The following is a 26,658-nucleotide window of genomic DNA, read 5'->3' as shown; positions in this document are numbered from 1 at the left end:
CGTCCATCAGGTGCACTCACTAGCGGCAGAAGCGATTGCGTGCTTTCTTGGGCGTCAAAGCAGAGCCGTTTGTGATATCGGGCAACGCAGACTCGCCGTGCCGTACAGCTGAACGCCACAAGACCAGATACTCGTTTAGCCGCCCGGGAGCAGCACACGCACCCCGTGAATGCCCTAAGGTGCCTGCGGGCAACTTTTCGCGGCTGTGATGAGGCTATTAGGTTTCCCTCATCCTTGACGTAGGGGACTATCCCGCCGAGAGGCATCGGCGGGGTTCGTCGGCGCATTAATCGACAGCGACCATCTCCGCGATTTTCTGCAGCCAACCGATCACTTCGTTCGCAGGGTCGCACGCGGTGAGCCTCGCCGCCGTCATCTTGGACACGGCACCATTGTTCAACAGCGTCTTGGCCTTGCTAACCTTGCGGTCGCATTTGACAGCGTCATGCGCCGGCCAAGGATTTGGCGACTGAGCCGCATGGACGGCCTGAGCCACTAAGCTCGGCACATCGTCGAACTCGGCAAAGAGGCCGGCGAAGGCGATCGCGATCTGATGATCCCGATAGGCCTCGGAGATGGCGGCGGGGTGGAGATAATTTTCCATTTCGCGACGATTGGTCGTTAAGGCGACACAGCCGTCGCGCAGGTTCACTTCATCGGCATGAATCTGGTACTTTCCGGCCGCCGGAGGGACATTGTCTCGATCATAGAGGTGAAGCTCGGGGCGATTAAGATTTTGCAGCCGGGATGTCCACAGCGCTAGATTGCTGCCGCCGAACGGAAAGAAAATGAGCGCGCCGGCGACCTCGAGCTGTTCAAGATCGGGCACGTCCACACCATCGGCGATCAATGCGCGGCTGATACCCTTCAAGAAGGCGATATCATGTTTCCCTTCCACGCCCACGAACAGCTTGACGCTATGATCTGGCAGCACGCCGAGCGACTTAGCGATCTTGCCATTGACCGCACCGCCGCCATTTTCGACCCCTCTTGTACCATCGGGTTGGCGCTCGATGAAGCGGAGCGTGTCGTCAGGAACGGCGCGCGCGAGCATCGGCGTATGCGTGGTGACGACGACCTGCCGGCCGGCATGGGTCGCCAGATCCGAAAGTGCGGCCATCAGCATTCGCTGGTTGCGCGGGTGTTGGCTGGTCTCGGGTTCCTCGATTGCATAGATGATCGAACCATGGTGCTGCTCGGTGGCCGCTTTCTCGGCTTTAGCCCGGAAGAAATTTAGGAGTACCAACCTTTTGACGCCGCTTCCCCGCTTGTTGAGCGGGATGCCTTCCTCGCCGGTGATGCTGGTCTGGAAAAGCGTGTCCCATTTCTTCACCGATATGATGGGATTCAACGTTTCCGCGAGCGAGGGGTCCATCTCCCGTATTTTATGGACCGTGGCGTCGGCGATACGTCGGACCTCTGTTTCGACCCGCACTTGGATCTGAGCGAGATCGGCTTCCACCGCCTTGAGCGCGTCCCTGATCGCCGCCTTGAGAGGATCTTGTGCCTCAGAATCCTGATCGGTACTGGCGCGGTCAGCCTTGAAAAGAGCAAAGGCTGGCAGATGCGGTGCCAAGGCCGTCCACAGCTGCTTTGCTCCCTCTTTTTCCGATAGCGGAACCAGCGCGTCGCCGATCTCCAGGTCGGTAACGCCATCACGGATTGCGGCGCGGATCGGCGCATTAGCCTGCTTGTTGACATCCGCGAGATCGATGCCGAGCGCCGCTGCACGCTGGATCAGTTCCGATTTTCTGAGCTGCAACAGGTCCGAGACGCCCTCTCCTCCGGGGTGGCGGGCGACCGCGTCGACCGCGATCAACTTGGGCGTCACAAGCGAGCCGTCGTAGGTCTTTCGCAGTTCGAGCCGTCCATCGCTATTGAGAAGATGCTCTGCCGCAAGAGTGGTCTCGAAGTCGGCATCGAGGACCAATTTTTCTGGAAGATCATCGAACTCGCAGGTGATGCGAACGGCTTTGCGATCGCCCGTCAGGCAGGCATCATCCTTGTCCAGTTTCGCTTCGTCAAAGAAGATCGCGAGGGCGTCCATAATGGCGGATTTGCCGACGTCGTTGCGACCGACGATCGTCGTCATGTCTCCGAATTCGATTGCGATCGCCTGTTCGTAACACCGGAAATTTTCCAGCCGCAACTTAACAAGACGCATCCTGTTTTCCCCCTGTCGATCATAGTCCGTTTAAAGGTCTATAATATCCGCGCGGCAGAGCAAGACGGAGGACGTCGCGCAGCCACTAGACCGCGCAAGTCTTGCGTCGGATGCGCCGGTTCCACCCTACCCATCCCGGAGTACAGCTGACCGTCTTTGTCTCGATCCACTCCGCATCGAAGTCGGTCCAGTCGAAACTGAGCAGCTCCCGAAATTTACAATAACAGGCGGGCAGGCTGACTCAGTTTCATTGAGAAGTAAAGGCAGGTTGGCGGAGTGATAATCGTGTTTTCCGGCGAAGTGTCTCAGCTCAATCTCCTGTGCGGCGACAAGAGAGGGCGTGAAAAGGCGGCTGATTCTAAAGAGCAGGCAGGACAGTCTGAGCATCCGCTTCTGGGTGATACCGTTTAGAGCAGCTCCGCTATCCGCGACCATCTGACAGGGCATTATCGATGGCGGGCCGCGGCAACAAAGGCGGTGTGCTATCTGGATAGGTCAACCAGTCGCGCCAGATCATATAAGTGCGGATATGTGTCAGGCGTATACGACACCCATTTTCCATACTCGTTCTGATCGTACCGCCCCGATATTTTTCATAGGCAGCGCTGCATTCGGCCTCCCTATACGAGAGCCATGATCGTTCGGCTTGTACAAGACCGTGGGCTGCGTCGGTTCCGCTTTCTTTACGAGCTCTCTGAATTGCCATGTTGTAATAGCGGTTTAGATCAGCATCTGCCTCAACGAAGCGGGCTGCGAAGCAGGCATTTACTTCAATCGTTGTTTTGCCGGGGCAGGGAGTGGGGCCGGAGCTGTCAGTAATAATCATTGCCAGAGCCATGAGGGACAGCACGGGATTTCTCCTTCGAGTGGGCTACGGACTCTTAACCCGCTAGATTAAAAACGAAAGATCGCTTTTTGTTTGATTCAAAACTCACGGATTTTGTATCGGCCAGAGAACGGCAGAAAAAGCTGAGTAACCGCGGACGCAAAAATCTGATGCTTTTGGCGGGCGCGTTCGGTGACAGGTTTCTCAGAGAGCGGCCGAAAACTGCCCATCTGCTTTCCACCCACGCCGGACGTTCATCCAACCAGCGGGACGGCGGAAGATGCGCTGACTCTGATATGAACGAATGGCAGAATACGGGAAGCCGGTGAGGCGCGCCCAATGACCGATTATGGGTCATCATGGCATCCTTGCCGCTGCTGCCCTTACAGCGGCAGTACGTCTCACGCATCACTGCTGCCAACCAGTACCGGAATAGGCCACTCTTTGCAGGCATGGCCAACCACGAAGCATTAAGCTGATATAGATTGTTAACCAGGAGATGGAATAGCCGCAACCACACCTGCTGCTGCGATGGGCGTCCCTTGATATCCTCCCTGTTGCCCTATTCCGCTTACCTTCTGGCGGTCGCCATCGGCATCTGCCTGACCTCGGGCTGGTTGGTGGCACTACTTACGGCGGAAATTCGCCATGCCCGCATCAGCCCAATCGGCTGGCGCGATACAGGCTTGGCCTTGGCTGCCGGGTTGGGGGTGTGGTCGACCCATTTCAGCGCGATGACGGCCTATCGTCCTGATCTGATCCTGACTTATGCACCGGATCGCACCGCGATTTCCGCTGCAGTAGGCATCCTTCTGGTCGGCCTGCCAATCGCGGCGCTTGCTAGGGTCGAGCGTCGACGCAGGCAGATCGTCCTCGCCGTGACGGCAGGAGCGGGTATCTGGTGTATGCATGCCGTCGGCTTGTCGGCACTCGTCGACTGCGGCCACCAATTTTCGACCATGACAAACCTGATCGGCGTGCTCATCGGCACAGCGATCCTGATCGGTTGGCAAATTCGTCGCTCGTCCAATTTCCCACGGCTTGCGACCGGCATCTCTTTTGTTGGCGCTGTGTGCGCCATCCATTTTATCAGCCTCGGCGGGGACGCGGTGACCGCACCCCTAGCCAAGATCCATGGCAGTGCCATGTCGCCAAGCCTCATCGCGGCATGCACCGCCTTTGCCGTCTCGATCGCCTGCCTGGGTGGCGCCCTTTCTGCCTCACAGGCACGGTTGCGGCGCGAGCGGGAAGCGCAGACGCTTAAAGCTGTTATCGAGAGTATGTCGGACGGCCTGGTCTTTATCGACAAGGCGGGGCGGCTTCGCCAGTACAACAAGCGTTTCCTGACCCTGTTCGATACGCCGCCCGAGGCGCTTCGAACCGGCGTGACCATCGACACCTTTCTGGACACCATTGCACGGTACCGAAACTGGCATCCCGACAAACGGACCCTTGTCGGCCAGGCGATGAAGGCCTGGGTTCATTCCGGTGAGCCTTTCGGCCGCGAATGCGAAATGGAGGACGGCCGGACCTATGTCATGCAATGTCGGCCGGTAATCGAGCAAGGCGTGGTTCTGACGTTCAACGACGTGACGGTCGAACGGCAGGCCAGCCGCAAGCTGAGTTATCATGCGCATCATGACGTCCTGACCAATCTCGGCAACCGCCGGGCACTTCAGGATCACATGTCGACCATGATCGGCAAAGCGGAGACGTTCAGCCTGCTACTCATTGACCTTGATGGATTTAAGGAGGTCAACGACACCTTTGGTCATGGCATCGGCGACAAGCTGCTGGTCCATTGCGCGGCAGTCCTGCGTCGCTTGGTTGGCCCGGACAGCTTCGTCGCCCGTATGGGCGGTGATGAGATGGCCGTCGTGATGGCCTTGCCGATCAGTCAAGCCACGACACTCGCCACCGACATAGTGACCCAGATGTCGCATGCCGTCACCATTGACGGCTATCGCCTGCTGCCGGGATGCAGCATCGGTGTAGCGGAGTGGGAGCCCGGGCTGTCGGGTGAGGAACTGGTGAGGCGTGCAGACCTCGCGCTCTACGACGCCAAACGTGCGGGCCGTCGTCGCGCGCATCCTTACGAGCACGCCATGACAGAGGCGCTCCGGAAGCGACAGGAGATCGTCGACGGCCTTCACGATGCTGTGAAAGGCGGCGGCTTCCGCTTGGCCTTTCAGCCAATCGCCGACCTCGCTTCCGGGATCACCTGCGGCTATGAGGCGCTGCTGCGCTGGCAACATCCCGAACGAGGATGGATCTCGCCTGAAGTCTTCATCCCCATCGCCGAGGATGCAGGCCTGATCGACGACATCGGGCGGTGGGTGATCGCAGAAGCGTGTCGACACCTGGCGGGGTGGTCGCCCCATCTGTACGTGGCGGTCAACGTTTCGGCGGCGCAGCTGGCATCGGACGCGTTGCTCGACCACCTCACGCAGGCTGTCATGACCAATGGATTGGCAGCCGAGCGGCTGGAGATCGAAATCACCGAAACTGCGCTCATCCGTGACCCTGCGAAGGTCGCTGGCCGATTGGAGCGTATTCGCAAACTCGGCTTTAAAATCGCGCTGGATGACTTTGGGACCGGGCAATCGTCGCTCTCACATCTACGCGATCTGTGCTTCGACCGGATCAAGATTGATCGCAGCTTCGTGCTGCGTGCGGCGAGTGATCCGCGCTCGATGGCGGTCTTACGCGCGACTGTCACGCTTGGACGCGAGCTGGGTGTCGTCACCCATGCCGAAGGCGTCGAGACATCGGAGCAACTTGCCTTGTGCCGGGAAATTGGTTGCGACGCCGTGCAGGGATACCACATCGGCCGTCCGCTCATCCCGCTGGTCGACATGGGAATGCCCCATTACGTCCATGCCGATAGAGCGGCTTGACGCACAGGGAGGAGCGCATCGAGTAGATAGGCAGCGGCTAAAAAGCGGGGCAGTCCATATTAATATTCGCGCCGTCACGACATGCGCTAATTCGTCTGCCGTCCGCGGTCATTACATATTTTTCATAGATAATTGATTTACATTGGTTTGTTAGGAGGCGAGCTACCTGAATGGATGGCCTCATGAAAAACATTTCAATTCCACAAAAGCTCGCCGTTGCGTTCCTCATAATCGCTATGGTCCTTTGCGGCGTGGCAGGTTTTTCGGCTGTGCAAATCGGTAACATGAACCGGGCCATCGACTATGTGTCGAATGACCTCATGCCAAAGACAGTCGCCGCTCAGCAAATCGACACTGCGACGTCCGACTTCCGGATAGCGGAAGTGCAGCATATTTTGGCAACACAGTCCGTCGACATGTCAGCTGCCGAGCGAAAGATCACTGCTGCGCAAAATATCGTGGACAAGAATTACGCGGTGCTCGACCGAACCATAGTGCGGCCTGAGGCTCGTCAACTTTTGACGGCATTCCACCAGGAGTGGATTTCCTATCTCGAGCAGCATCAGAAACTCATCGCCCTGTCGCGGCTAAACCGCAATGAGGAGGCGACCGCTATCATGAGGGGGCGCAGTCAGGTGTTGTTTGACGAGCTGTCAGATCGTATCAGCTCGCTTGTAACCTTTGAAATGAAGCTGGCGGGGCAGCAGCGTCAGGACGCTGCCGAACTCCACACCCACGTCGTTACGCTGCTCGCGCTAGTCGTCGTGATGGCATGCGCAGCCTTGGTCGGCATATTGCTTCTGCTTGTCCGGCAGATCGCACGTCCGGTAACTCAGGTCACCTCAGGCCTTACGGCATTGGCCAGTGGCGACATGTCGGTAACGTCAGTCGATCACGATCGCCAAGACGAAGTTGGGCGCCTGGCCGGGGCCTTGAACAACCTACGTGGGCGATTGCTCGCGGCTGATGAGGCCAAGGCAGCCCAGACGACATTGATCGTCGAGAGCGTGGGGCGAGGGCTAGGCGCGCTGGCCAACGGTGACCTGACCGCGCGGATCGAAACCGATCTTACGGGGCCATTCGCCAAGCTCCGTACCGATTTCAATCACGCATTAGTTGCGATGAATGACGCGATGGCAGCGGTAACCGATGCGACAAGCGGCATCAACAACGGTGCGAGCGACATCCGCCAGGCGTCCAATGATCTGTCTCAGCGGACCGAGCAGCAGGCGGCGAGCTTGGAGGAGACGGCCGCTGCCATGCACGAGATTACCGAGACGGTTCGCGAAACCGCCGTGAATGCCAAGCGCGCCAATCAGGTTGTTACCGAAACCCGCACCGATGCCGACCAGTCCGCCGATGTAGTTCGCCAAGCTGTTGCGGCGATGCATGGTATCGAGCGTTCGTCGAATGAGATCAGCGAGATCATTTCGGTAATCGACGGCATCGCCTTCCAGACCAATCTATTGGCGCTGAACGCCGGGGTCGAGGCGGCCCGCGCAGGCGATGCGGGCAAGGGCTTTGCGGTGGTGGCTTCCGAAGTCCGGGCACTCGCTCAGCGGTCGGCCGATGCGGCCAAGGACGTCAAAGAGCGGATTACCGCTTCTACCCAGCAGGTCGATGCCGGGGTCCAACTGGTCGAGCAGGCGGGTAGCGCACTGACCCGCATCACCGGGCGGATTGGCGAGATCAATACGCTTGTTTCGGACATTGCCTCGGCTGCGGCACAACAAGCGACGGGGCTGCAGCAGGTCAACACTGCCGTCGCCGAGATGGACGGCGTCACCCAACAGAATGCCGCGATGGTTGAGGAGGCAACCGCTGCGGCGCGGTCTCTATCGACGGAAGCGGATGAGTTGTCCCGCCAGGTAAGGCGCTTCAAGGTGGCCAACGGTCGTCCCGTCGCACCCGCCGTGCATGAACTTCAACAACGGGCTGCCACGCCTAGTCAGACGATAGCTACCTCAGCTTCCGCACGTCATGTTGGTAAGGCTGCGCTTACCGTGGTGCAGGACGGTTGGTCAGAATTTTGACAGAAGTCTGACGGTTTGTGGGGCAGGGGGCGCTCGAGTGTATTTCCCCGAGCTTCCCCATTCCAGCTATTGCTTGACCGCCAAATAGCTCACGTCGGTGCCTGCCCCTTGGCTTAACAAACGGCTGATATCGGGAAGTCTAGAAAGGGCGTTAATGTCCGGCTTTGGGTCGTCGTGGCGGAGGGGAGGGCGGCCGGTATCGCCCAAACTTGGCCGCTCAGGCGGCCATCGCTCTTCCCGAAAGCGGCCATTTGTTTAACCCCACCATTCCCGTTTCCCCATGCTCGAAAGCCGATTTCGGGAAATAGCAATCGGGAACAGATTTTGGGAAAGCTGATGCTCCGGTCGCCTCTCGGCGCTTTTAGCAGGGCCACCTTCCCGCTGTGGGATCCCATACGAGACAGCCCAGGCCGTCTCGTTGGTCGTTCTCACACGGGAAGCTGTACTAACTGCGCAGCTTGATAAAGGACAGTCACGGTTTGGGTGAGGCGCGGGGCACTATGCGACCGCCCTGCATGACCCATACGATCGACCGAGTGTTCGAGATCGGCTTGCCAGGATCGGCCGAGAGCAGCACGAGATCCGCGCGCCGGCCTGTCTCAATAACCCTCACGTCGCTTCGATGAAGAGCTTCAGCCGCGTTCGCCCCGGTCAAGCGCAGGATCTGATTGGGCGACAGACCAGCTTCCGCGAGCAGTTCAAGCTCTTGGTGCAGCTCCTCGCCGGGTGCGATCCACTCTTTCGTCAGGTCGGTGCGGCTCACCGGCAGCACACCCCCATCATTCATCCGCTTGATCCAGGCCGAGAGCGTTGGCCTTGTCGCCTGCCAACGCCGGTAATCATCTGCGGTACAGTCCACGGTGATGTAGCTTTCCAACATCTCACCCCTCGTAATCAACCGCTAGCCATAGGCAGACCATCTCGCCGTTCAGCTTCACGTCCATCTCGTCCAAGTGCCAGAGCAGAGACGAAAACCGCGCATCCGCCTTGCCCGCTGGCCGCGGATGTTGCTGGCGAACAGCGGACCGAACCTGTTCCACCACAACCGCACCGTGTCGTGGCAGATGTCGATCCCGTACTCGAACAGCAGGTTCTCGACGTTCCGCCGACTGAGCGGAAACCGTGAGTACATCAGCACCGCCAGCCGGATCACCTCAGGCGAGGAGTTGAAGTAGCGGAACGGCGAGGCTGGCTTTCGCGGAGGGGGCATGACCCCGGCCCGCCCTGCCCCGATTACCAGCCGGTGCATCTGGTTTGACGGAGCCACCTATAGCACAAGAACGACCTCCAGTCCGCCGCCTGGATGATTGGTCAAGGTTAGTGTGGCGTTGATCGCCTGCGCCTGTGCGCGTGCGATGGCCAGGCCGATCCCGGTGCCTTCGCCCGTCGCGCGCCCGACATCGCCGCGGATAAATGGCTCGAACGCGCGCGTGAGCAGTTCCGGCTCCATGCCGGGGCCGCGATCGCGGATCGTGATCCGCACTTCGCCCTGCTGTTTCGTACAGGCGATCTCGGCGCGGCCACCATATTTGACCGCATTGTCCAGCAGGTTGCCCAGGCATCGCGACAACGCGTCGGGCTTGACCCGGACCCGTGCCGCGCAGCCATGCGCGAAATGGACGTCGTGCCCCGCATCGACCGCATCGTCGGCCATGCTCGACAGCAGCGAGTCGAGATCGACCACCGACCAGGCCTCGGCGCTGTCGGCGCCGCGCGCCAGCTCCAGGCCGCGGCGCACCATGGCCAGTGTGGCGGCCAGATCGCCGACGAGTCGCTGCCGCAGGGTGGCATCCTCGACATTCTCCAGGCGCAGGCGCAGCCGGGTGAGCGGGGTCTGAAGATCGTGGCTGATCGCGGCGAGCAACCGGGTGCGTTCGCCCAGCCCCGACCGGACGCGTTCCTGCATGACGTTGAACGTGGCCAGCGCCTCGCGCACGTCGATCGGGCCGGTCTCGGGCACCGGATCAGCGTCGATCGACCGGGCAAAGGCATGGGAGGCGGCGACCAGACGGCGCAAGGGCGCGGTCGCGATCCGCCCGGCGACCAGCGACAACCCGATGCACGACGCCGCCATCATCAGGAGGAACAGCGGCGCGGCGAACGAGCTTGCAGGCTTGGGCACCGGCGGCAGGTCGAGCGCGATGATGACCGGCGTCCCCGCCACCCGGACGGATAACATCCAGCAATCGGGCGGCACGAGCCGTTCGAAGCCCGCGACCCGCTCGCGCCGCCAGAACGGGTTGCTCTTCATACAGACGGTCGGGGTGACACGCGCCAGCGTCGCTCCGATCGCGGCGGCCCGTTCGGCCTGCTGGCTGTCCGGGGCATGGCTGATCGCCGATGCGGGGACGGATTGGCGTACCAGGGTCGCACCGATGATCTGGTCATGGGCCAGCGCGCCCATGGTGCGATCGCTGTCGCGTTTCAGGCGCGCGACGACATCCGTGGCGCTGGCGAGCACCCGTTCGCCCTGGATGCGGCGAAAGTCGACGTCGCGGCTCTTTTCGGCAACGAAGAGCGAGACCGCGATGGCGAGCATCGTTCCCCCGGCCAGCAGCAGGGCGATGCGCCCCGCCAGCGACCCGAAGAAGCGTCCCAGACGGTTCATTCGAACTGCACGTCGGCGGCCAGCAGATAGCCTTGCCCGCGTGCGGTAAGGATCAGCTGCTCGCCGTCGGGCGCCAGTTTCTGGCGCAGGCGGCTGACCTGATTGTCGATCACCCGGTCGAACGCGGCGGTCGCCGCCCGCTGGGGCAGCAATTCCTCGCGCGAGATCGGCTGACCGGCATGATCGACCAGGACGCGCAGGATGTCGAATTCGTTGGTGGACAGGATCACCACGCTGTCGTCGGGAGAGATCAGCCGGCGTTTGAACAGGTCCAGCGTCCAGCCGCCGAACCGCGCGGTACGCGGCTCGGCGTGGCGGGTGGGCATGCGGCGCAGCAGGTTGCGGACCCGCGCGGTCAGCTCGCGCGGTTCGAACGGCTTGGTCAGATAATCATCCGCGCCGAGTTCCAGTCCCAACACCCGGTCGATCGCGCCGTCTCGCGCCGTGACCATGATGATCCCGCCCGCAAACCCCTCGGCGCGCAGCTGGCGGCACAGTTGCAACCCGTCACCATCGGGAAGCCCCAGGTCGAGGACGATCAGATCGATCCGGTCGGCGGCGACGGCGGCCCGAATCCCCGCCACGTCGCCCGCCGAACTCAGCCGAAAGCCCTCCCGCGCCAGCTGCTCGCGAACCAGTTCGCGAATGTCCGCATCGTCGTCGGCGACGAGCAGATGGGGCGGTGTGGCGGACATGGACTCCTCCTTCGCTGCGTCGGCTTCGGCAGGCATCCTAGCCATTCTCCGTACCGGCGTGCCAGCCCCGGCTGGCGAAAAGCCGCGTCACAGGCTCTGGTCGGCGCCGATCGCCAGATACAGGGCGACGCGATTGGACAGGTCGGCCAGCGTGGTTGTGGTGGCGGTCTGTCGCGCCGAATACAGGGTGCGCTGCGCGACGAGGGCGGTGATCAGGCTGTCGATCCCCTCGCGGTAGCGCGCATCGCTGATCCCGTAGCTTTTCTGTGCCGCAGCCACCAGCCGGGCCTGCGCCTCGCGCTGGGCCTGGATCGTGCCGCGACGCGCCAGGGCATCGGCGACGTCGCGATAGGCGGTCTGCGCCGTCTTGCGATAGGTGGCGAGGTAATAGTCGCGCTGGGACTGGGAATAGGCGAGGTTCCCGCGATTGGTCCCGCCGAGGATCGGCACGCTGACGCCCGGCGCGGCGGACCAGTAGCTGCCCGATCCCGAAAACAGGCTCGACAGGGCATTGGTGGCCAGACCGACCAGGCTGGTCAGCGAGATCGTCGGGAAGAAGGCGGCGCGCGCCGCGCCGATATCGTAATTGGCCGCCTTCAGCTGATGTTCGGCCTCGACCACATCGGGCCGGGCGAGCAGCACCGTGGACGACAGCCCGGCCTGCGGCACGCCGATGCCTTTCTCCAGATCGGCCAGCGAGGCGGGCAGATCGGCGTCGTCCACCGGACGCCCGACCAGCAGTTCCAGCGCATTGCGATCCTGGGCGACCTGGGTGGTATAGGTGGCGACGTCGGACAGCGCCTGTTGCAGGATGGTCTGCGCATCCGCAACGTCGGCACCGCTGACGATACCGTTCCGGTGCAGGTCCTCGGTCAGCGCGACGCTGCGCTGGCCACTCGCCACCTGGCGCTGCGCGACCGCCAGCAGATCGCGATCGGACGCCAGCGTGACATAGGCGGTGGCCGTCTCGGCGACGACGCTCAGCTTGGTCGAACGCGCGCCGCTCTGGCTGGCGAGATATTGTTCGAATGCTTCGCGCGACAGGTTCTTCAACCGCCCGAACAGGTCGATCTCGAACCCGCTGATCCCGACATCCGCCGAGAAGACGTTCGTCGCGGTCGTCGTGCCGCCCTGGCCCCCCGCGATCGGACGCTGGACGGAGGCGCTGGCACCGGCCGACAGCGTCGGAAACTGGGAACTGCGCTGCACGCGATACTGCGCCCGTGCGGCGGCGACGTTGGCGACGGCAGCGGCCAAGTCCTGGTTGTGCGTCAGCGCCGCATCGATCACCCGCCGCAGCCTGACATCGACGACGAGCTGCTGCCACGTCATGCCTACCTCGCTTGCGGTGGCGGGGGGGTAGGCGGCGCCCTGCGGCCATTGCGAGGGCACCGAGTCCGATACCGCGCGGACATATTTAGGGGCCATGTCGCATCCGGCGAGCGAGCAGACACCGGCGAGCAGCGCGAGTCCGCGAAGCCGCATCATGATTCCTCTCCTTGGGGCTTGGCATTCGTCTGGGCATTGCGGTGGAACAGCCGCGTGACGACGACGAAGAACATGGGGACGTAGAAGATCGCCAGGGCCGTGGCGGTCAGCATCCCGCCGATCACCGCCGTGCCGATGGCGATGCGGCTGTTCGCGCCCGCTCCGCTCGCCAACGCCAAGGGCGCGACGCCGAAGATGAAGGCGATGCTGGTCATCAGGATTGGCCGCAGGCGCATCCGCGCCGCTTCCAGCGCGGCGTGGACGATATCCTTGCCCGCACGCCGCGCCTCTTCGGCGAACTCGACGATCAGGATCGCGTTCTTGGCGGCAAGCCCGATCGTGGTGATCAGCCCGACCTGGAAATAGATGTCGTTGTCCAGCCCCCGCGCCGTGACCGCCAGCACCGCGCCGATCACGCCCAGCGGGATGACCAGCAGGACCGCGAACGGCACCGACGAGCTTTCATACAGGGCCGCCAGGCAGAGGAAGACGACGAGGATCGACAGGCCATAGAGCATCGGCGCCTGGCCGCTCGATTGCTGTTCCTGGAACGACAGGCCCGACCAGGCATAGCTGGTGCCCGGTGCCAGTTGCTGCTGCAGCTTGACCATCTCGGTCATCGCCTCGCCGGAACTCGCACCCGACCCGGCCTCGCCCTGGATTTCGTAGGAGGAACGGCCGTTGAACCGCCCGACGCTGGTCGGTCCCTTTTCCCAGGACAATGTCGCGATGGCAGAGAACGGGACCATCGTTCCCGACGAGGTGCGCACGAACCAGCCGTCGATATCGCTCGGCAGCATTCGGTAGGGGGCGTCGCCCTGCATATAGACGCGCTTCACTCGGCCGCGATCGACGAAGTCGTTGACGTACACGCCGCCCCACGCGCCCGACAGCGCGTTAGTGACGTTGTCCTCGGTCAGCCCGAGGACCGCCAGCTTGGCGTCGTCGAGCGTGATACGCAGCTGCGGCGTGTCCGGCAGGGTCGAGGCCCGCACGCGCGCGAGCTTGCCATCCTTGTTGGCCGCCGCGACCAGCTTGTCCCGGAGCGCCACAAACTTGTCGCGCGCCATGCCGCTGGAATTCAGCAGTTCGAAGGTGAAGCCGCTGGATTGCCCCAGGCCGGAGATCGCGGGCGGGTTCAACGGGATGATCGTGGCGTCGCGGATGTTGGAAAGTCCCTGCATCGCACGGCCGATGATCGCATCGGCGCTCTGATCGCGCCCCTTGCGCTCGTCGAAGGGGGCCAGGCTGACGAACGCCAGGCCGGTATTCTGACCCGACCCGTTGAAGCCGAAGCCGGTCACGCTGAAGGTGCTGACGATGTTCTTCGACTCGTTCTTGGTCAGATAGTCCTGGATCTGATCGCGCACGGCATCGGTGCGTTCGGCGGTGGCGCCGGCGGGCAGCGTGAACATCATCATGATCTGCCCCTGATCCTCGGAGGGCAGGAAGCTGGTCGGCAGCCGCACGAAGAGCACCCCCATCACGACCAGGATGATCCCGAACATGCCCAGATGGATGCGCGAGCGCGACACGACCCGCGCGGTGCCGTCGACATAGCGATCGGTCGAGCGGTCGAACCAGCGGTTGAAGCGACCGAAGAAGCCGGGACGCTTCGACGCCTCGACTTGGTTCGGCTTGAGCAGCGTCGCGGTCAGCGCGGGGCTCAGCACCAGCGCCACGATCACCGACAGGATCATCGCGGATACGATGGTGACCGAGAACTGGCGATAGATGACGCCAGTCGCGCCTCCGAAAAAGGCCATGGGCAAGAAGACGGCAGACAGCACCAGTGCGATGCCGACCAGGGCGGAGCCGATCTCGCCCATCGACTTCAGCGTCGCATCGTGCGGGCCGAGCCCTTCCTCGTCCATGACCCGTTCGACATTCTCCACCACGACGATCGCATCGTCGACGAGAAGGCCGATGGCCAGCACCATGCCGAACAGCGTCAGCGTGTTGATCGAATAGCCCAGAGCGGCGAGCACGCCGAACGTGCCGAGCAGGACCACCGGCACCGCGATGGCGGGGATCAGCGTCGCGCGCCAGCTTTGCAAAAAGAGGAACATCACGACCACGACCAGCACGACCGCGATCGCGAGCGTTTCGATAACTTCCTTCACCGACAGCTTGACGAACGCGCTGGTGTCGCGCGGATAGGCGATGGTGTAGCCTGCGGGCATGCCGACCGCGAGTTCCTGGACCCGTGCCTTGACTGCGCTGGCGGTTTCCAGCGCATCGGCCCCGGTGGCCAGCTGGATGGCCATGCCCGCCGCCGGGTGACCGTTCAACTCGGCCGAGGAGGTATAGCTTTCCTGGCCCAGCTCGACCCGGGCGACGTCGCCCAGTCGCACGACTGAACCGTCGGTGCCGGTCTTCACCACGATGTCGCGGAACTGTTCAGGGGTCTGCAGGCGCGACTTGGCGCGGACTGTCGCGTTCAGCTGTTGCCCCTTGACTGCGGGCTGCGCCCCAATCTGGCCCGCCGACACGTCGATATTCTGCGCCTGGATTGCGCTCTGCACGTCGGACGGCATCAACTGCACGCCCGCCAGCTTCGCCGGGTCCAGCCAGATGCGCATCGCATATTGCGCCCCGAAGACCGAGCTTTGCCCGACACCGGCGACGCGCGCCAGATCGTCTTGGAAATGGCTGACCAGGTAGTCGGCGACGTCGGACGCCGATGCCTTGTCGGTCTTGTCATAGACCGCGACGATTAACAGGAAGTCGCTGTTGGATTTCGTGACCGTCACGCCCTGTTGCGTCACCGCGGAGGGCAGGCGCGCCTCGGCCTGCTGGACCTTGTTCTGGACCTGCACCTGTGCCGTGTCGGCATCGGTGCCCTTGGTGAAGGTCACGGTGATCGTCACCGAACCCGAACTGTCCGACGAGGACGAGAAATATTGGAGCCCGTCGATCCCGGTCAGCTGCTGCTCGATGACCTGGGTGACGCTCGTTTCGAGTGTCTCGGCCGAAGCGCCGTTATAGGTCGCGCGGATCGAGATCGTCGGCGGTGCGACGTCGGGATATTGCGCGATTGGCAGGCTCATGATGCCGGCGATCCCCGCCAGCATGATGACGATCGCGATCACCCAGGCAAAGATCGGGCGATCGATGAAGAAACGGCTGATGCCCATCGCGTCAGTTCCCGAGCTTGACGGTAACGGGCTTCACGGTCGCGCCGGGCTGCGCCTTGTCGGTGCCCTGCACGATCAGCCGGTCGCCCGCCTTCAGCCCGGAGGTGACGAGCCAGCGATTGCCGATCGCCTGCCCGGTCACGAGCGTGCGCTGCACGACCTTGTTGTTTCCATCGACCACCAGCGCGGTCGCATTGCCCTTGGCATCGCGGGTGATGCCCTGCTGCGGGGCCAAGATGGCGTTCTGGATGGTGACCTGGGGCACCGACACGCGGACGAACATGCCCGACATCAACAGACCTTCCGGGTTGGGAAAGCGTGCGCGGACCGTGACCGTGCCGGTGCTGGTGTCGACGGTGACCTCGCCGAATTCGATGGTCCCCTCCAGCGGATAATAGCGGCCATTCTCCAGGATCAATCGCACCTTCGGCTTGCTCTTCGACATGCCGTTGCGCGCCAGGTTCGCGCGCAGGTCGAGCAGCGCCGTGGAGGATTGCTGGATATCGACATAGATGGGGTCAAGCTGGGAAATCGTCGCCAGGGCGTCGGTCTGGCCCGTGGTGACGAGGGCGCCCTGCGTGAAGAGCGAACGACCGATCCGGCCGCTGATCGGTGCCACGATGCGGGTGAAGCCCAGATTGACGTTCGCGCTGTTCAGGGCGGCGCGGTACTGCCGGACGCTCGCCTCCGCCTCGCGCGCCGCGGCGACTGCGTCGTCGACGTCCTGGCGAGCGACCGCATCGGCATTCTGGAGGCGGCCGTAGCGACGGGCCTTGGCCTGCGCCGTCACGGCGGCGGCCTGCGCGTTCGCCAGCTGCGCGGCGCTCTGGTCGCGGGCGGCGAGGTAGACGCGCGGATCGATCTGATAGAGCGGCTGCCCGGCGCGGACGACCGAGCCTTCCTCGAACAGGCGCGCCTTGATGATGCCGTCGACCTGCGGGCGCACCTCGGCGGTCTTGGTCGCGTTCGTCCGGCCGGTCAGCTCGGCGGTGGTCGTCACCGGCTGCGCCGTGAGCGTAACGACGCCCACCTCGGCCTCGGCCATCGGCGGCTGTCCCGCTCCACCGCCGCCACCGCCGCACGCCGACATGGCGAGCAACAGGGCGAGGCAGGCGGGCGACCGCATAGGCCGCGCCGACAGGGCGCGCATCCCGCGCGCGGCATGGAGACAGGCATTCCGGTACGGGGGCAAGGGCAACATCGAACGCTCCGATCAGATGTGCCCGCTTAGGAACCGTCTGATCGACCGAATACGGCGAGGGTGTCAGGCCTTGTATGGATTTGTAACGGGCGGCTACATTCTTATCGACAGTCCCATCTCAGAGCTGTGTACCGACGTTGAAGGTGACGAGCTTCGTGTCGTCGCCGTGCTGCTTCAGAATTGCCTTTGCCAGATCGATGCGAAGTGGAGCGAACGGAGAGGTCCAATTGAAGCCGGTACCGAACGGCAGGCGGGGCGAACCGCAGCGCCGACACGATGGCGTTCATGGTCGGCGCCGGGACATCCAGCTCGCCTTGCTCGATCTGGAAGCGCCGGACGTCCTCCGCTGTTGCGGTGTCCGGTGAGCGCCCCAGGAACGTCGCAAGCCGGCCGACATCGCGGATGTAGTTGCGTTGCATCTCACGGCCGAAGCGCCGTATCTCCATCTCGTCGATGAGACGCTGGCGTAGCGGGCTGACGGCAACAGGAACGAGGGTGGTCATGGCAGCACTCCTTCTGATGGAGTCCCGATGCTCTGCCTGCCTCCTGCCGCGCTCAATGCAGGAGCAACATCACTTGGGTCACTGCCGCAGTAAGCGGCTGATAAAGCGGGCGTCGTAATCGTTCGGTTTCGACGCAAGCGTATGCTGCTTTACCGCAGATCGCGTCCGTTATGCTGGAAGCAGCCCGGTTGATTGGTAAGCGCGGCTAAGGCTATGCGGGATCGGAAGTCCGGGGGGACGGCCAAGCGGTTGGAAGGGCGGGGTATTGTCGCAAAGTCAGGCTTCGCGCCGTGCGGGTGCGTTAAAGGAGTTGGAGGTACTCGACACTCCTGAAGAGCAGGCGTTCCACAACATCGTGTTCATCGCGTCTCGCACCTGCGACACGCCGATCGCGCTCATCAGCCTGCTTGATGACGATCGACAGTGGTTCAAGGCGCGTGTGGGTCTCGACGTATGTCAGACAGAGATTGCCCAGTCGGTATGTCAGATCGACGTGGACGAAGCCGAAATGCTGGTTGTTCCCGACCTGACGCGCGATCCCCGCACTGCGGCGAACCCGCTGGTAGCGGGCGAGCGGGCGTTCCGCTTCCAAGCGGGCGCACCGCTTATCATCCGCTCTGGGGGCGTTGTCGGACGGATCTGCGTGATCGACACGAAGGCGCGCCCCGAAGGCCTGAACCGCCCCGGGTTTGCCGGAGGCCATGTGTTGTGAGTTACGATGCCATATCGATGATGTCCGCGGCAGCATAATATTGCTCTTCGGCTTCGGCAGCTTGGCGCCTCGACTACAACACCGTCAGGCCCCACTCCCAGCTCGGCGGGCGCACCTCCGCTCAGATAGCCGGTCAACACTCAAGCATGAACACCAAGGATTCTACGTCTGAATGGTAACAAGACGGGGAGCACGTGTGGACGACCCCTGCGGTGCAAGAGTTTTCGTGCGGCGATGAGCACCGATCGGGTGCATCCATGTGTTCGGCCTGTTCGTGCAGCACCGTATGGCTGCTGGCCCTGATGAAGTCCGCGGATCGAATCCCTAACCACGTCATCGCGCTCGAAGCGCTCTGCTCCCCTGGGTTTGTTCGATCCCCGGTCTGACCGGTTTGTCATCACCACTCAGCTGCCCTTACACCATCCTGCCGGCCGCTCAGTGGTCGGCGAGGACAGCGGTCACGCGGCAGCCGCCGTGTAGACCTCCTTGCGCGCCATCACCGCCCAGGCGATGCGCGCTGTCTTGTTGGCGAGCCCGACGGTCGCGATTTTCACCGGCTTGCGCTCGAGCAGTCGCGCTAGCCACGGCTGTCGGCTGCCATTGTCAGCAGATGCGCCGGGCCGTCATAGCGAAGCAGCTTGTTGTTGCGGGCGCGCCCACGACGATTGAACTTCCAGATGCCGAACCGTCCTCCCCGTAGAGCCGATAGACCCGCTTGTGGTTCAAGCACATCTTGCAGGACGTGCTGGCAAAAAAGCTCTGACGCCTGGGCGACGGCGCGAGATCGTCGCGCACGTCCAAAGCCCTCGCCTGGCTGAGGAGCGCGCCATGATCGTGGGCGTGCATCCTTGGCTGTCCAGTACCGCTTGCCTGAGAATTCAGGCAGCTTTGTCCGTCACCCCGTCATCGGGAAAGCCGTCGTCCGGCCGCGACATGGCAGCACCGCCGCCCGCGCGCTTGATCCGGTAGGAAGCCGCGTCGGCCGTGCGCAGCATCGCATCGAAATCCGCTGTCGCCGGCGCCGCGACCGTGAAGCCAAGGCTGGCACCGATCCGCACCGTCGTCCCCGCGATCTCGAAGGGCTCGCGCAACCCCGCGATCACGGCATCGGCAACGGCCTTCGCGTCATCGACATGGCCGATCCCGTGCTGAAGAATCGCGAACTCGTCGCCGCCCAGCCGGGCCACGGTCGATCCGCTCGCAGCCGTGACGAGCCGGCGGGCGACCTCGACGAGCAGCGCGTCGCCCGCCGCATGGCCAAGACGGTCGTTGACCCCCTTGAACCCATCCAGATCGAGGCAGTGCAACGCCAGCGGGCCGGTCGGATGGAGCGCCTTCGTCCGGAACGCCTCGCGGAAGCCAAGCCGGTTCGCCAGGCCCGTCATTGGATCGTTCCGCGCGAGCGTTGCCATGTCGAGTTCGGTCGCGATGTGACGCACCGCCCGCCGGTGGATATAACGGACGGTTTCGAAGCTGCCGAACAGGAATATCGCGAACATCAGCGCGGTAAGCCGGTGCGCCGTGTCGCCCCAGGTAGCACACGCCGCGATGACCGGCACCGCCGCCGTCACCAGCGCCGGCAAGGCCAGCGCCGGCAGGATACTCAGCCGGCCGACCACGCCCGAGCCGTAGGCGAACAACAATGCCGCCGCCAGGACATGCCATTCGACGCGGGGATGCAGGAACATCCGGGACGCGGTGCCGGCGACCGTCGCCGCCATGACCAGCGTCGCGACGCTATGGCGAACCTGGAAGCGCCGTGCCTCCGCCAAATCGATGCCGTCCACCCGCGCCAGCCGTCTCTGCCATCCCATCAGGGCCAGCTTGCCGATCGCCGCCGCGCCGCCGCAACAGGCGGTCAGAATCAGGATCGGATCGCCGTCGTAACCCCCGGCCACGATCGCCACGACGATCAGCGTTGCGCCCATTATCGTGGTCGGCAAGGCACTGTAGGCAAGATCGACGGTCAGGGCCTTGTACACGTCAGGGCTGACCCGTGGCGAAAGCTTCATCATGCAGGACCTGCTGGATTGTATTCGGTTCAGGTGCCCGAGATTAAAATGGCATTTTGCCAGCGCTTTACTAAGAAAGGGTTAGTGTCATGACGATCGACCTCGACACGCTCCACCGCGAGGTCCGTGCGCTGGACTATGTGCGCGGCAGCCCGACCCAAGACGTGATGTGGCGCGAGGACGACGAGGACGCCCGCGCCAACCTCGCGATCGAAGGCATACCGCTGACACCTGAGGATGACGCGCTGTTCGACATGATGCGCGACGAACGGGTCCCTGCATCATGGCGTGTCGCTTAGAAGAAGCGCTTCCCCATAACTCGATCCCACTGGGATTGCCCTGGCCGTCTCGCCGGGCCTTCGTTTCCGAGGCGGGCGTGCCCTTCGAAGGCGATATTGCACTAGCGCGGCAGTTTGGAATCGGGAGCGTGTCATCGGCATTCAGACAAACTAGGTATCGACCTTACCATCCGATCGCGAGTACGGGAATTTGGCGGGCGAGGAAGTCGATCCAGGCACGGGTCTTCGCGAGCGGATGGCGGGTCGGATGGGTCACCGCAAAAACACCGCCCAAGTCGACCAGCGGTTCCGCCAGCGTCACTTCGACGAGATCGCCGCGTTCGAGTGCCGGTTGCGCGATGAAGCGGGGTCCATAGACCAGCCCTTGTCCCGCCACGGCAGCGGCGACGAGGGCCTCTCCGTTGTTGGCGCATAGCGGTCCGCGAACGGCCACGCGCTTGCCGCCGTCGGGACCGAAGCCCCAGGAGGCCGAGCCGGTCGCCTCGTTCAGGGTAAACCCCAGGCAGACATGATAAGCGAGATCATCGGCCCGCTCGGGCGTGCCGTATCGCGCCAGATAGGCGGGAGCGGCGCAAATCGCGAGCCGCATGGTGGCGAGCCGGCGTGCCACCAGGCTGCTGTCCGAAAGGCGACCGATACGGATCGCCATGTCCCAGCGCTCCTCGAGCAGGTCGACATAGCGATCGCTAAGTCCCAATTCGATCGTGACGCCGGGGTTCTGCTCATGAAACGCGGCCGCGAGCCGGGCGACGTGCAGCGTGCCGAACGTCATCGGCGAACTGACCCTGAGCAGCCCCTCGACCTTGTGCGAAACGGCGGATGCATCGGCGTCGGCTTCCTCCAACTCGGACAGGATGCGCTCGGCGCGCTCGAGATACGCGGCTCCCGCCTCGGTCAGCACGAGCCGTCGCGTGGTACGCGTAACGAGCGTCGTGCCGAGGCGCGCCTCCAGCGCGTCGAGATGCCGTCCCGCCATCGTGGGCGACAGGCGCATCTGTCGCCCGGCCGCCGACAGGCCGCCACTGCGAATGGCGCGGACGAAGACTTCGATACCGATCAGGCGATCCATGATCTTATACCATGAGTAGATAGTGATTCGACGAATCTGATCATTATCATTGATGATGGCGAGCGCCATCTGGTGGTTCGAAAGGACACACCATGCGACAGCCCAGCCTCTTCATTCCCCACGGTGGCGGCCCGTGCTTCTTCATGGACGACCCCGCCGGTGTCTGGACCAATATGGCAAAGTTCCTGCGGGACCTGCCCAACCGGCTGTCCGAGGCGCCACGAGCCATTCTGGTGGTCTCCGGACATTGGGAAACGAACGGCTTCGCCTTCACCGGCGCGGCGCGGCCATCGCTGATTTACGACTATTACAACTTCCCGCCCCATACATATCGGCTCGGCTACGATGCGCCGGGCGACCCGGCTTTGGCGGAGCGGGCGGCGGGACTGCTTCGCGATGCCGGGTTCATCGCGTCGGTCGATCCCGACCGTGGCCTCGATCACGGCGTGTTCGTACCGCTGAAGGTGATGCTGCCCGACGCCGCGATTCCGGTGGTGGAGATGTCGATCGACCATAGGCTCGATCCCGCTCGGGCGGTCGAAGCCGGCCGCGCTCTCGCGCCGCTGCGCGATGAAGGCGTGCTCATCATCGGTTCGGGCATGAGCTTTCACAACATGCGCGGTTATGGTGACCCGCGCTCCACCGTCCCGTCGGAGGCGTTCGACGCTTGGCTGGGCAACGCGATCCGCCAGCCCGGACCTGCCCGAGCGCAGGCACTCGTGGCGTGGGAAAACGCTCCCGCCGCCCGCTTCGCCCATCCGAAGGAGGAGCATCTGCTGCCGCTGATGGTGGCGGCGGGGGCGGGGGACGATGCACCCGGCGAGCGGATCTATGGCGAGCGCGTGCTGGAAACCGCCATTTCCGGTTTCCGCTTCGGCTGATCGCAACGAGGAGGCGTGAGATGATTCCGACGATCGCCAAAGGGCGCGATGCCGGTTCGCCCGGGGCCCGATCGTCACATCTCCCGCCCATCGCCTGTTATGACTGGAGGAGTAAATCATGACCATTGCCGTCACCGGCGCGACCGGACAATTGGGTCGCCTCGTCATTGCCGCACTCAAGCAGCGGGTCGCGATCGACGACATCGTCGCGCTGGCACGATCGCCGGACAAGGCCAGCAAGCTCGGCGTTTCCGTGCGCCCATTCGACTATGCCACGCCCGATGGGCTTGCCGATGCGTTGTCGGGCATCGGGACGCTGTTGCTGATTTCGTCGAGTGAAGTCGGACAGCGTAGCGCGCAGCATCGCAACGTGATTGCAGCGGCGAAACAGGCCGGCGTCGGACGGATCGTCTATACCAGCCTGCTCCATGCGGACACATCGTCGCTCGACCTGGCGGTCGAGCATCGGGACACTGAAGCCGCACTTGCCGCGTCCGGCATCCCCGTAACCCTGCTACGCAACGGATGGTATACCGAGAATTACACGGGTGCGATCCCGGGTGCGCTCGCGGTGGGCGCCTTGATCGGCAGTGCCGGCCAAGGCCGGATTTCATCCGCCTCCCGCACCGATTATGCCGAGGCGGCGGCCATCGCCGCCAGCGTCCCGGATCATGTCGGCAAAACCTATGAACTGGCTGGCGACCATGGGTGGACGCTGGCGGATCTCGCAGCCGAGGTTACCCGTCAGACGGGGCGGGAGATCGCCTATGACGATCTGCCGCCGAACGATTATGCGCATCGGTTGCAGGATGCGGGCCTTCCCGCCGAAGTGGCACAGGCGATCGCGGGATATGACGTCGCCGCCTCGAAGGGCGCGCTGTTCGACGATGGTCGCCAGCTTTCCAGGTTGATCGGCAGGCCAACCACCTCGCTGGCCGACGCCGTGCGGGCTTCGCTGGCCTGATCGCCGAGCGGGTCGGGCATCCCCCGATCGGTTCGCTCCCGCAACGATTTTTCGAAAGCCAAAGCCATGCCGCATGCCTTCCGCGTTACGCTGGAGGCGCTTGACGAAGCGTCAGGCGCGCCCACCGGCCGCCGGGTCCACACCGACATCGTCAATCACGACGACTTGTTCGACATCATCGAAAAAATATCCGCGCGCGGTGTCGTCCCCGCCAAGGAAGCGACCGAATTCGCGATCGGGTTAAAGCTCTTCACCGAAGTGCTGCTCCGCCACCGCAAGGACGCGCCGTTCGCTGAGCTTCAACCGCATATCGGCGCTTTCATGAAACGGCTGAAATCCGCGCCCGCTGCGGCGCAGAGCCGCGCCTGATCCTCTCGAAACATCAAACCACAAGGAGAACCGACATGAATACCGACCTCGGCCTCGACCTGCCCAACGACCTCGCCGCCTTCATCGGCAACCATTTCATCTACACCTATGCCAATGGCTGGCGGTACGAATGGTATGCCCGCAACGCGACCACCTGCGACTATCGCATCCACCAGGGTCTGGTCGGCGGTCGCTGGGTGACGAACCAGACGATGGACCTCGTCCAGCTTGCGCCCGGCATGTACAAGGCCGACTGGCATGAGCCGACCGGCACCTGCGTAAGCCTGTATTTCGATATCGAACGGCGCCTGATCCACGGCACGATCTTCTTCCCGCAATGGATCGCGGGCGAAGGCCAGCATCCCGAAAAGACGATCTGCTACCAGAACGACTTCATCCCCGACATGAACCGCTTCCGCGACGAGGGTCCTGCCTACCCGTACGTCATCATCGGCGAGTTCGCGAAGATCACCTTCATGGAGCAGCGCGGCCCCGACAATGACGACGTGATCAATGCCGCGCCGGGACAGCTTCCCGACGGCTTCCTCGATCGCACGAACTGAGGGAGGTCGCCATGTCCCACCAGTCCCGTTTCGCGGATAAGGTCGTGATCGTCACCGGGGCGAGCACCGGCATCGGCCGCGCCACCGCGATCGCCTTTGCCCGTGAGGGTGCCAGGGTCGTCATCGGCGACTTCGACGATGCCGCTGCCGATACGGCCTCGGCCATTACCGACGCCGGTGGATCGGCGATGTTCGTAAAGACCGACGTCAGCCAGGACGCGTCGGTCCAGGGGCTGGTGCAGGCGGCCATCGACACCCATGGCCGCCTCGACATCGGCTTCAACAATGCGGGGCTTCTGCCCCGCACCGCCGATCTTGCCGATATGAGCGTCGAGGATTTCGACCGCACGATCGCCGTCGATCTGCGCGGCGTCTTCTTGTGCATGAAATATCAGATCGCCCAAATGTTGCGCAATGGCGGCGGAGCGATCGTCAACACGGCATCGGTGGCGGGGCTGGTCGCCGATCCCGGCATGGCCCCCTATGTCGCCGCCAAACATGGTGTGGTGGGGATCACGAAGGCGGCCGCCCTCGACTATGCGACCCGCAACATCCGCATCAATGCTGTCGCACCGGGCCTCGTCGCGACCCCGATGACCGAACGCTGGCTGGCCGATCCCGCCTTTAAGGAGAAGCTTCTCCAGAATTCCCCGATCGGTCGCGCTGCCCGGCCCGAGGAGATAGCGACGACTGTTCTATATCTGAGTTCCGATGCCGCGTCCTTCGTCACCGGCCAGACCTATGTGGTCGATGGTGGCCAGACCTCCCACTGATTTCCATAGGAGACAAGACCATGGCGTCTTCCCTGCAAACCAAAGTCTTCATCAGCAGCGATCAGCATAACGGTTTCGGTGTGTCATCGACCATCGTGTATGGGCCGACCGAGGCACTGCTGGTCGATTCCCAGTTCAGCCTGTCGAACGCGCATCGCCTCGTCGCCGAGATACTTGAGGTGGACCGCGACCTGACACAAATCTTCATCACCCATATGCACCCCGATCATTATCTCGGGCTGGAAGTGGTGAAGGCCGCGTTTCCTGGCGCGCGCGTGATGGCGTACAAAGACGCCGCCGATGAGGTCAACGACGCGTTCGGCTTCAAGATCGAGCATTGGCGCGATACCGTCCTCGGCCGCAACGGTGCAACGACGGCGGTGCCAGTCGAGCGCATCGACCAGACGAACCTGACGGTGGATGGCGAGGCGATCGAGATTCTGGGGTTGATGCGCGGCGATTGTGCCCATGCGGCCGCGCTGTGGATTCCGACGATCAAGACGCTGATCGCCGCGGATACCGTCTTCTCGGACGCACATGTCTGGGTCGCCGATGCCCGAACGCCCGAGGAGAGACAGGCGTGGTTCGAAACGCTCGACCGGCTCGAGGCATTGGGCGCCACCACGATCATTCCCGGACATGCGCCCAATACCCGCCCCTATGATCCCGACGGCATCGGCTTCACCCGCCGGTATCTGACGGATTTCATCCGCGAACTGGAACGTTGCGCGGATGCCGCCGACCTCGTTGCACGGATGGACAGGCTTTACCCAGACCTGCCGGTGCGGATCTGCCTCGAATATAGCGCCCGCATCCTCAAGGATCATTACCGCTGGGACGGCGACTGGCCGGAATCCTTGCGTGATCGCGAGGCGGTGATCTGACGAGCGCTCTCGTGTCTTCCCAAAAACCATTTGGGCGGGATATTGGGACGTAGAAGGCTTTCTCGTTTCACCATCCCATTGGGAGAGCGATAGCCGTCTCGTTGGCCGTTCCTCGTGTGAAAGCGTCGGCTCGCTCGCCAGCCGTCTTGACCGATAGACGGGGGGCGATGGAAGTTGCAGGAGCCTACGCGATCCGTATTATCTCGCCATCAAGGGGGAATGATGCCGGGGATTGAACCGCCCCGGGTTTGCCGGAGGCCGTGGGTTATGAGTTACGCTGCCATATCCAGGTTCTCCGCGGCAGCATAATATTGCTCTTCGGCTTCGGCAGGCGGGATGTTGCCGATGGGCTCCAGCAGCCGGCGATGGTTGAACCAGTCGACCCATTCGAGCGTGGCGTATTCGACGGCTTCAAAGCTGCGCCACGGCCCACGCCTGTGGATCACCTCGGCTTTGTAGAGGCCATTGATCGTCTCGGCCAAAGCGTTGTCGTAGCTGTCGCCGACGCTGCCAACCGATGGCTCGATCCCGGCTTCGGCGAGGCGCTCGGTGTACTTGATGGACACGTATTGCGACCCCC

The 26,658-nt window shown here is 63.1% G+C and carries 23 protein-coding genes and 1 pseudogene; 10 read left to right on the top strand and 14 right to left on the bottom strand.

From position 1 onward, the window contains the following. Positions 1-286 precede the first annotated feature (286 nt). Both ABDV78_RS16270 and ABDV78_RS16265 read right to left on the bottom strand, forming a co-directional pair. Complete coding sequence (locus tag ABDV78_RS16270) at positions 287-2,164, bottom strand: ATP-binding protein (protein ID WP_343528496.1); 1,878 nt, start codon at positions 2,162-2,164, stop codon at positions 287-289. A gap of 421 nt (positions 2,165-2,585) precedes the next feature. Further along, on the bottom strand, positions 2,586-3,014 hold the full coding sequence (locus tag ABDV78_RS16265) for a lysozyme inhibitor LprI family protein (protein WP_343528495.1): 429 nt from the start codon (positions 3,012-3,014) through the stop codon (positions 2,586-2,588). 533 nt (positions 3,015-3,547) lie between these two features. On the opposite strand from ABDV78_RS16265, the gene ABDV78_RS16260 reads away from it, so the two are divergent. After that, positions 3,548-5,887: an EAL domain-containing protein gene (locus tag ABDV78_RS16260; RefSeq protein WP_343528494.1), complete on the top strand. Its 2,340-nt coding sequence runs from the start codon at positions 3,548-3,550 to the stop codon at positions 5,885-5,887. Positions 5,888-6,069: 182 nt separating this feature from the next. Further along, positions 6,070-7,920 (top strand): methyl-accepting chemotaxis protein, encoded by a 1,851-nt coding sequence (locus ABDV78_RS16255; protein WP_343528493.1) that lies wholly within the window; start codon positions 6,070-6,072, stop codon positions 7,918-7,920. A 472-nt stretch (positions 7,921-8,392) separates the two neighbouring features. Here the strand turns inward: ABDV78_RS16255 and ABDV78_RS16250 are convergent, their stop codons facing one another. From ABDV78_RS16250 to ABDV78_RS16215, 8 genes are all read right to left on the bottom strand, one after another. Next, the gene (locus tag ABDV78_RS16250; RefSeq protein ID WP_343528492.1) at positions 8,393-8,800 is read right to left on the bottom strand and encodes an amidohydrolase family protein; all 408 of its coding nucleotides are present in this window, start codon (positions 8,798-8,800) and stop codon (positions 8,393-8,395) included. A 54-nt stretch (positions 8,801-8,854) separates the two neighbouring features. After that, on the bottom strand, positions 8,855-9,130 hold the full coding sequence (locus tag ABDV78_RS16245; protein ID WP_343528491.1) for a hypothetical protein: 276 nt from the start codon (positions 9,128-9,130) through the stop codon (positions 8,855-8,857). A gap of 57 nt (positions 9,131-9,187) precedes the next feature. Beyond that, positions 9,188-10,528: an ATP-binding protein gene (locus ABDV78_RS16240; RefSeq protein ID WP_343528490.1), complete on the bottom strand. Its 1,341-nt coding sequence runs from the start codon at positions 10,526-10,528 to the stop codon at positions 9,188-9,190. After that, the gene (locus tag ABDV78_RS16235) at positions 10,525-11,223 is read right to left on the bottom strand and encodes a response regulator transcription factor (RefSeq protein WP_332786270.1); all 699 of its coding nucleotides are present in this window, start codon (positions 11,221-11,223) and stop codon (positions 10,525-10,527) included. The genes ABDV78_RS16240 and ABDV78_RS16235 overlap by 4 nt, the downstream gene beginning before the upstream one ends. An 87-nt stretch (positions 11,224-11,310) precedes the next feature. Continuing rightward, positions 11,311-12,708 carry a TolC family protein gene (locus tag ABDV78_RS16230; protein WP_343528514.1) on the bottom strand — a complete coding sequence of 466 codons (1,398 nt, stop codon included), beginning with the start codon at positions 12,706-12,708 and terminating at the stop codon, positions 11,311-11,313. Continuing rightward, on the bottom strand, positions 12,708-15,848 hold the full coding sequence (locus ABDV78_RS16225) for an efflux RND transporter permease subunit (protein ID WP_343528489.1): 3,141 nt from the start codon (positions 15,846-15,848) through the stop codon (positions 12,708-12,710). The genes ABDV78_RS16230 and ABDV78_RS16225 overlap by 1 nt, the downstream gene beginning before the upstream one ends. A gap of 4 nt (positions 15,849-15,852) precedes the next feature. After that, positions 15,853-16,938, bottom strand: a complete 1,086-nt coding sequence (locus ABDV78_RS16220) for an efflux RND transporter periplasmic adaptor subunit (RefSeq protein ID WP_343528513.1) — start codon at positions 16,936-16,938, stop codon at positions 15,853-15,855. 229 nt (positions 16,939-17,167) lie between these two features. Further along, complete coding sequence (locus tag ABDV78_RS16215; RefSeq protein ID WP_343528512.1) at positions 17,168-17,248, bottom strand: hypothetical protein; 81 nt, start codon at positions 17,246-17,248, stop codon at positions 17,168-17,170. Positions 17,249-17,862: 614 nt separating this feature from the next. Here ABDV78_RS16215 and ABDV78_RS16210 point away from each other — a divergent pair. Further along, the gene (locus ABDV78_RS16210; protein WP_343528488.1) at positions 17,863-18,264 is read left to right on the top strand and encodes a GAF domain-containing protein; all 402 of its coding nucleotides are present in this window, start codon (positions 17,863-17,865) and stop codon (positions 18,262-18,264) included. Between the two features lie 458 nt (positions 18,265-18,722). Here ABDV78_RS16210 and ABDV78_RS16205 read toward each other — a convergent pair. Both ABDV78_RS16205 and ABDV78_RS16200 read right to left on the bottom strand, forming a co-directional pair. Further along, positions 18,723-18,848: pseudogene (locus ABDV78_RS16205) on the bottom strand (IS110 family transposase); the annotation flags it as partial. Positions 18,849-19,142: 294 nt separating this feature from the next. Beyond that, positions 19,143-20,279 carry a GGDEF domain-containing protein gene (locus ABDV78_RS16200; protein WP_343528487.1) on the bottom strand — a complete coding sequence of 379 codons (1,137 nt, stop codon included), beginning with the start codon at positions 20,277-20,279 and terminating at the stop codon, positions 19,143-19,145. An 86-nt stretch (positions 20,280-20,365) separates the two neighbouring features. Here ABDV78_RS16200 and ABDV78_RS16195 point away from each other — a divergent pair, with 86 nt between their 5' ends. Further along, on the top strand, positions 20,366-20,575 hold the full coding sequence (locus tag ABDV78_RS16195; protein ID WP_343528486.1) for a hypothetical protein: 210 nt from the start codon (positions 20,366-20,368) through the stop codon (positions 20,573-20,575). Between the two features lie 163 nt (positions 20,576-20,738). On the opposite strand, the gene ABDV78_RS16190 is transcribed toward ABDV78_RS16195, so the two are convergent. Continuing rightward, positions 20,739-21,644 (bottom strand): substrate binding domain-containing protein, encoded by a 906-nt coding sequence (locus ABDV78_RS16190; protein ID WP_343528485.1) that lies wholly within the window; start codon positions 21,642-21,644, stop codon positions 20,739-20,741. A gap of 92 nt (positions 21,645-21,736) precedes the next feature. On the opposite strand from ABDV78_RS16190, the gene ABDV78_RS16185 reads away from it, so the two are divergent. The 6 genes from ABDV78_RS16185 to ABDV78_RS16160 all read left to right on the top strand — a co-directional run bounded on the left by ABDV78_RS16185 (position 21,737) and on the right by ABDV78_RS16160 (position 26,078). Then, a complete protein-coding gene (locus ABDV78_RS16185; RefSeq protein ID WP_343528484.1) occupies positions 21,737-22,525 on the top strand; it encodes a class III extradiol ring-cleavage dioxygenase in 789 nt (262 codons plus the stop codon). A 118-nt stretch (positions 22,526-22,643) separates the two neighbouring features. Next, on the top strand, positions 22,644-23,489 hold the full coding sequence (locus tag ABDV78_RS16180) for an SDR family oxidoreductase (RefSeq protein WP_343528483.1): 846 nt from the start codon (positions 22,644-22,646) through the stop codon (positions 23,487-23,489). A gap of 66 nt (positions 23,490-23,555) precedes the next feature. Further along, positions 23,556-23,858, top strand: a complete 303-nt coding sequence (locus ABDV78_RS16175; protein WP_343528482.1) for a DUF3861 domain-containing protein — start codon at positions 23,556-23,558, stop codon at positions 23,856-23,858. A gap of 35 nt (positions 23,859-23,893) precedes the next feature. Further along, positions 23,894-24,421, top strand: coding sequence for a phenolic acid decarboxylase (locus ABDV78_RS16170; RefSeq protein WP_309658643.1), 528 nt, complete (start codon positions 23,894-23,896; stop codon positions 24,419-24,421). Positions 24,422-24,432: 11 nt separating this feature from the next. Next, positions 24,433-25,194 carry a glucose 1-dehydrogenase gene (locus ABDV78_RS16165; protein WP_343528481.1) on the top strand — a complete coding sequence of 254 codons (762 nt, stop codon included), beginning with the start codon at positions 24,433-24,435 and terminating at the stop codon, positions 25,192-25,194. Between the two features lie 20 nt (positions 25,195-25,214). Next, positions 25,215-26,078 (top strand): MBL fold metallo-hydrolase, encoded by an 864-nt coding sequence (locus ABDV78_RS16160; RefSeq protein ID WP_320452497.1) that lies wholly within the window; start codon positions 25,215-25,217, stop codon positions 26,076-26,078. A gap of 272 nt (positions 26,079-26,350) precedes the next feature. Here the strand turns inward: ABDV78_RS16160 and ABDV78_RS16155 are convergent. Then, the coding region (locus tag ABDV78_RS16155) for an integrase core domain-containing protein (protein ID WP_343528480.1) at positions 26,351-26,658 on the bottom strand (308 nt) is incomplete at its 5' end.

This window comes from Sphingomonas sp., from assembly GCF_039594485.1.
Taxonomy (GTDB): domain Bacteria; phylum Pseudomonadota; class Alphaproteobacteria; order Sphingomonadales; family Sphingomonadaceae; genus Sphingomonas.
The sequence above is the reverse complement of the archived record's forward strand: the minus strand, read 5'-3'. Positions and strand labels throughout refer to the sequence as shown.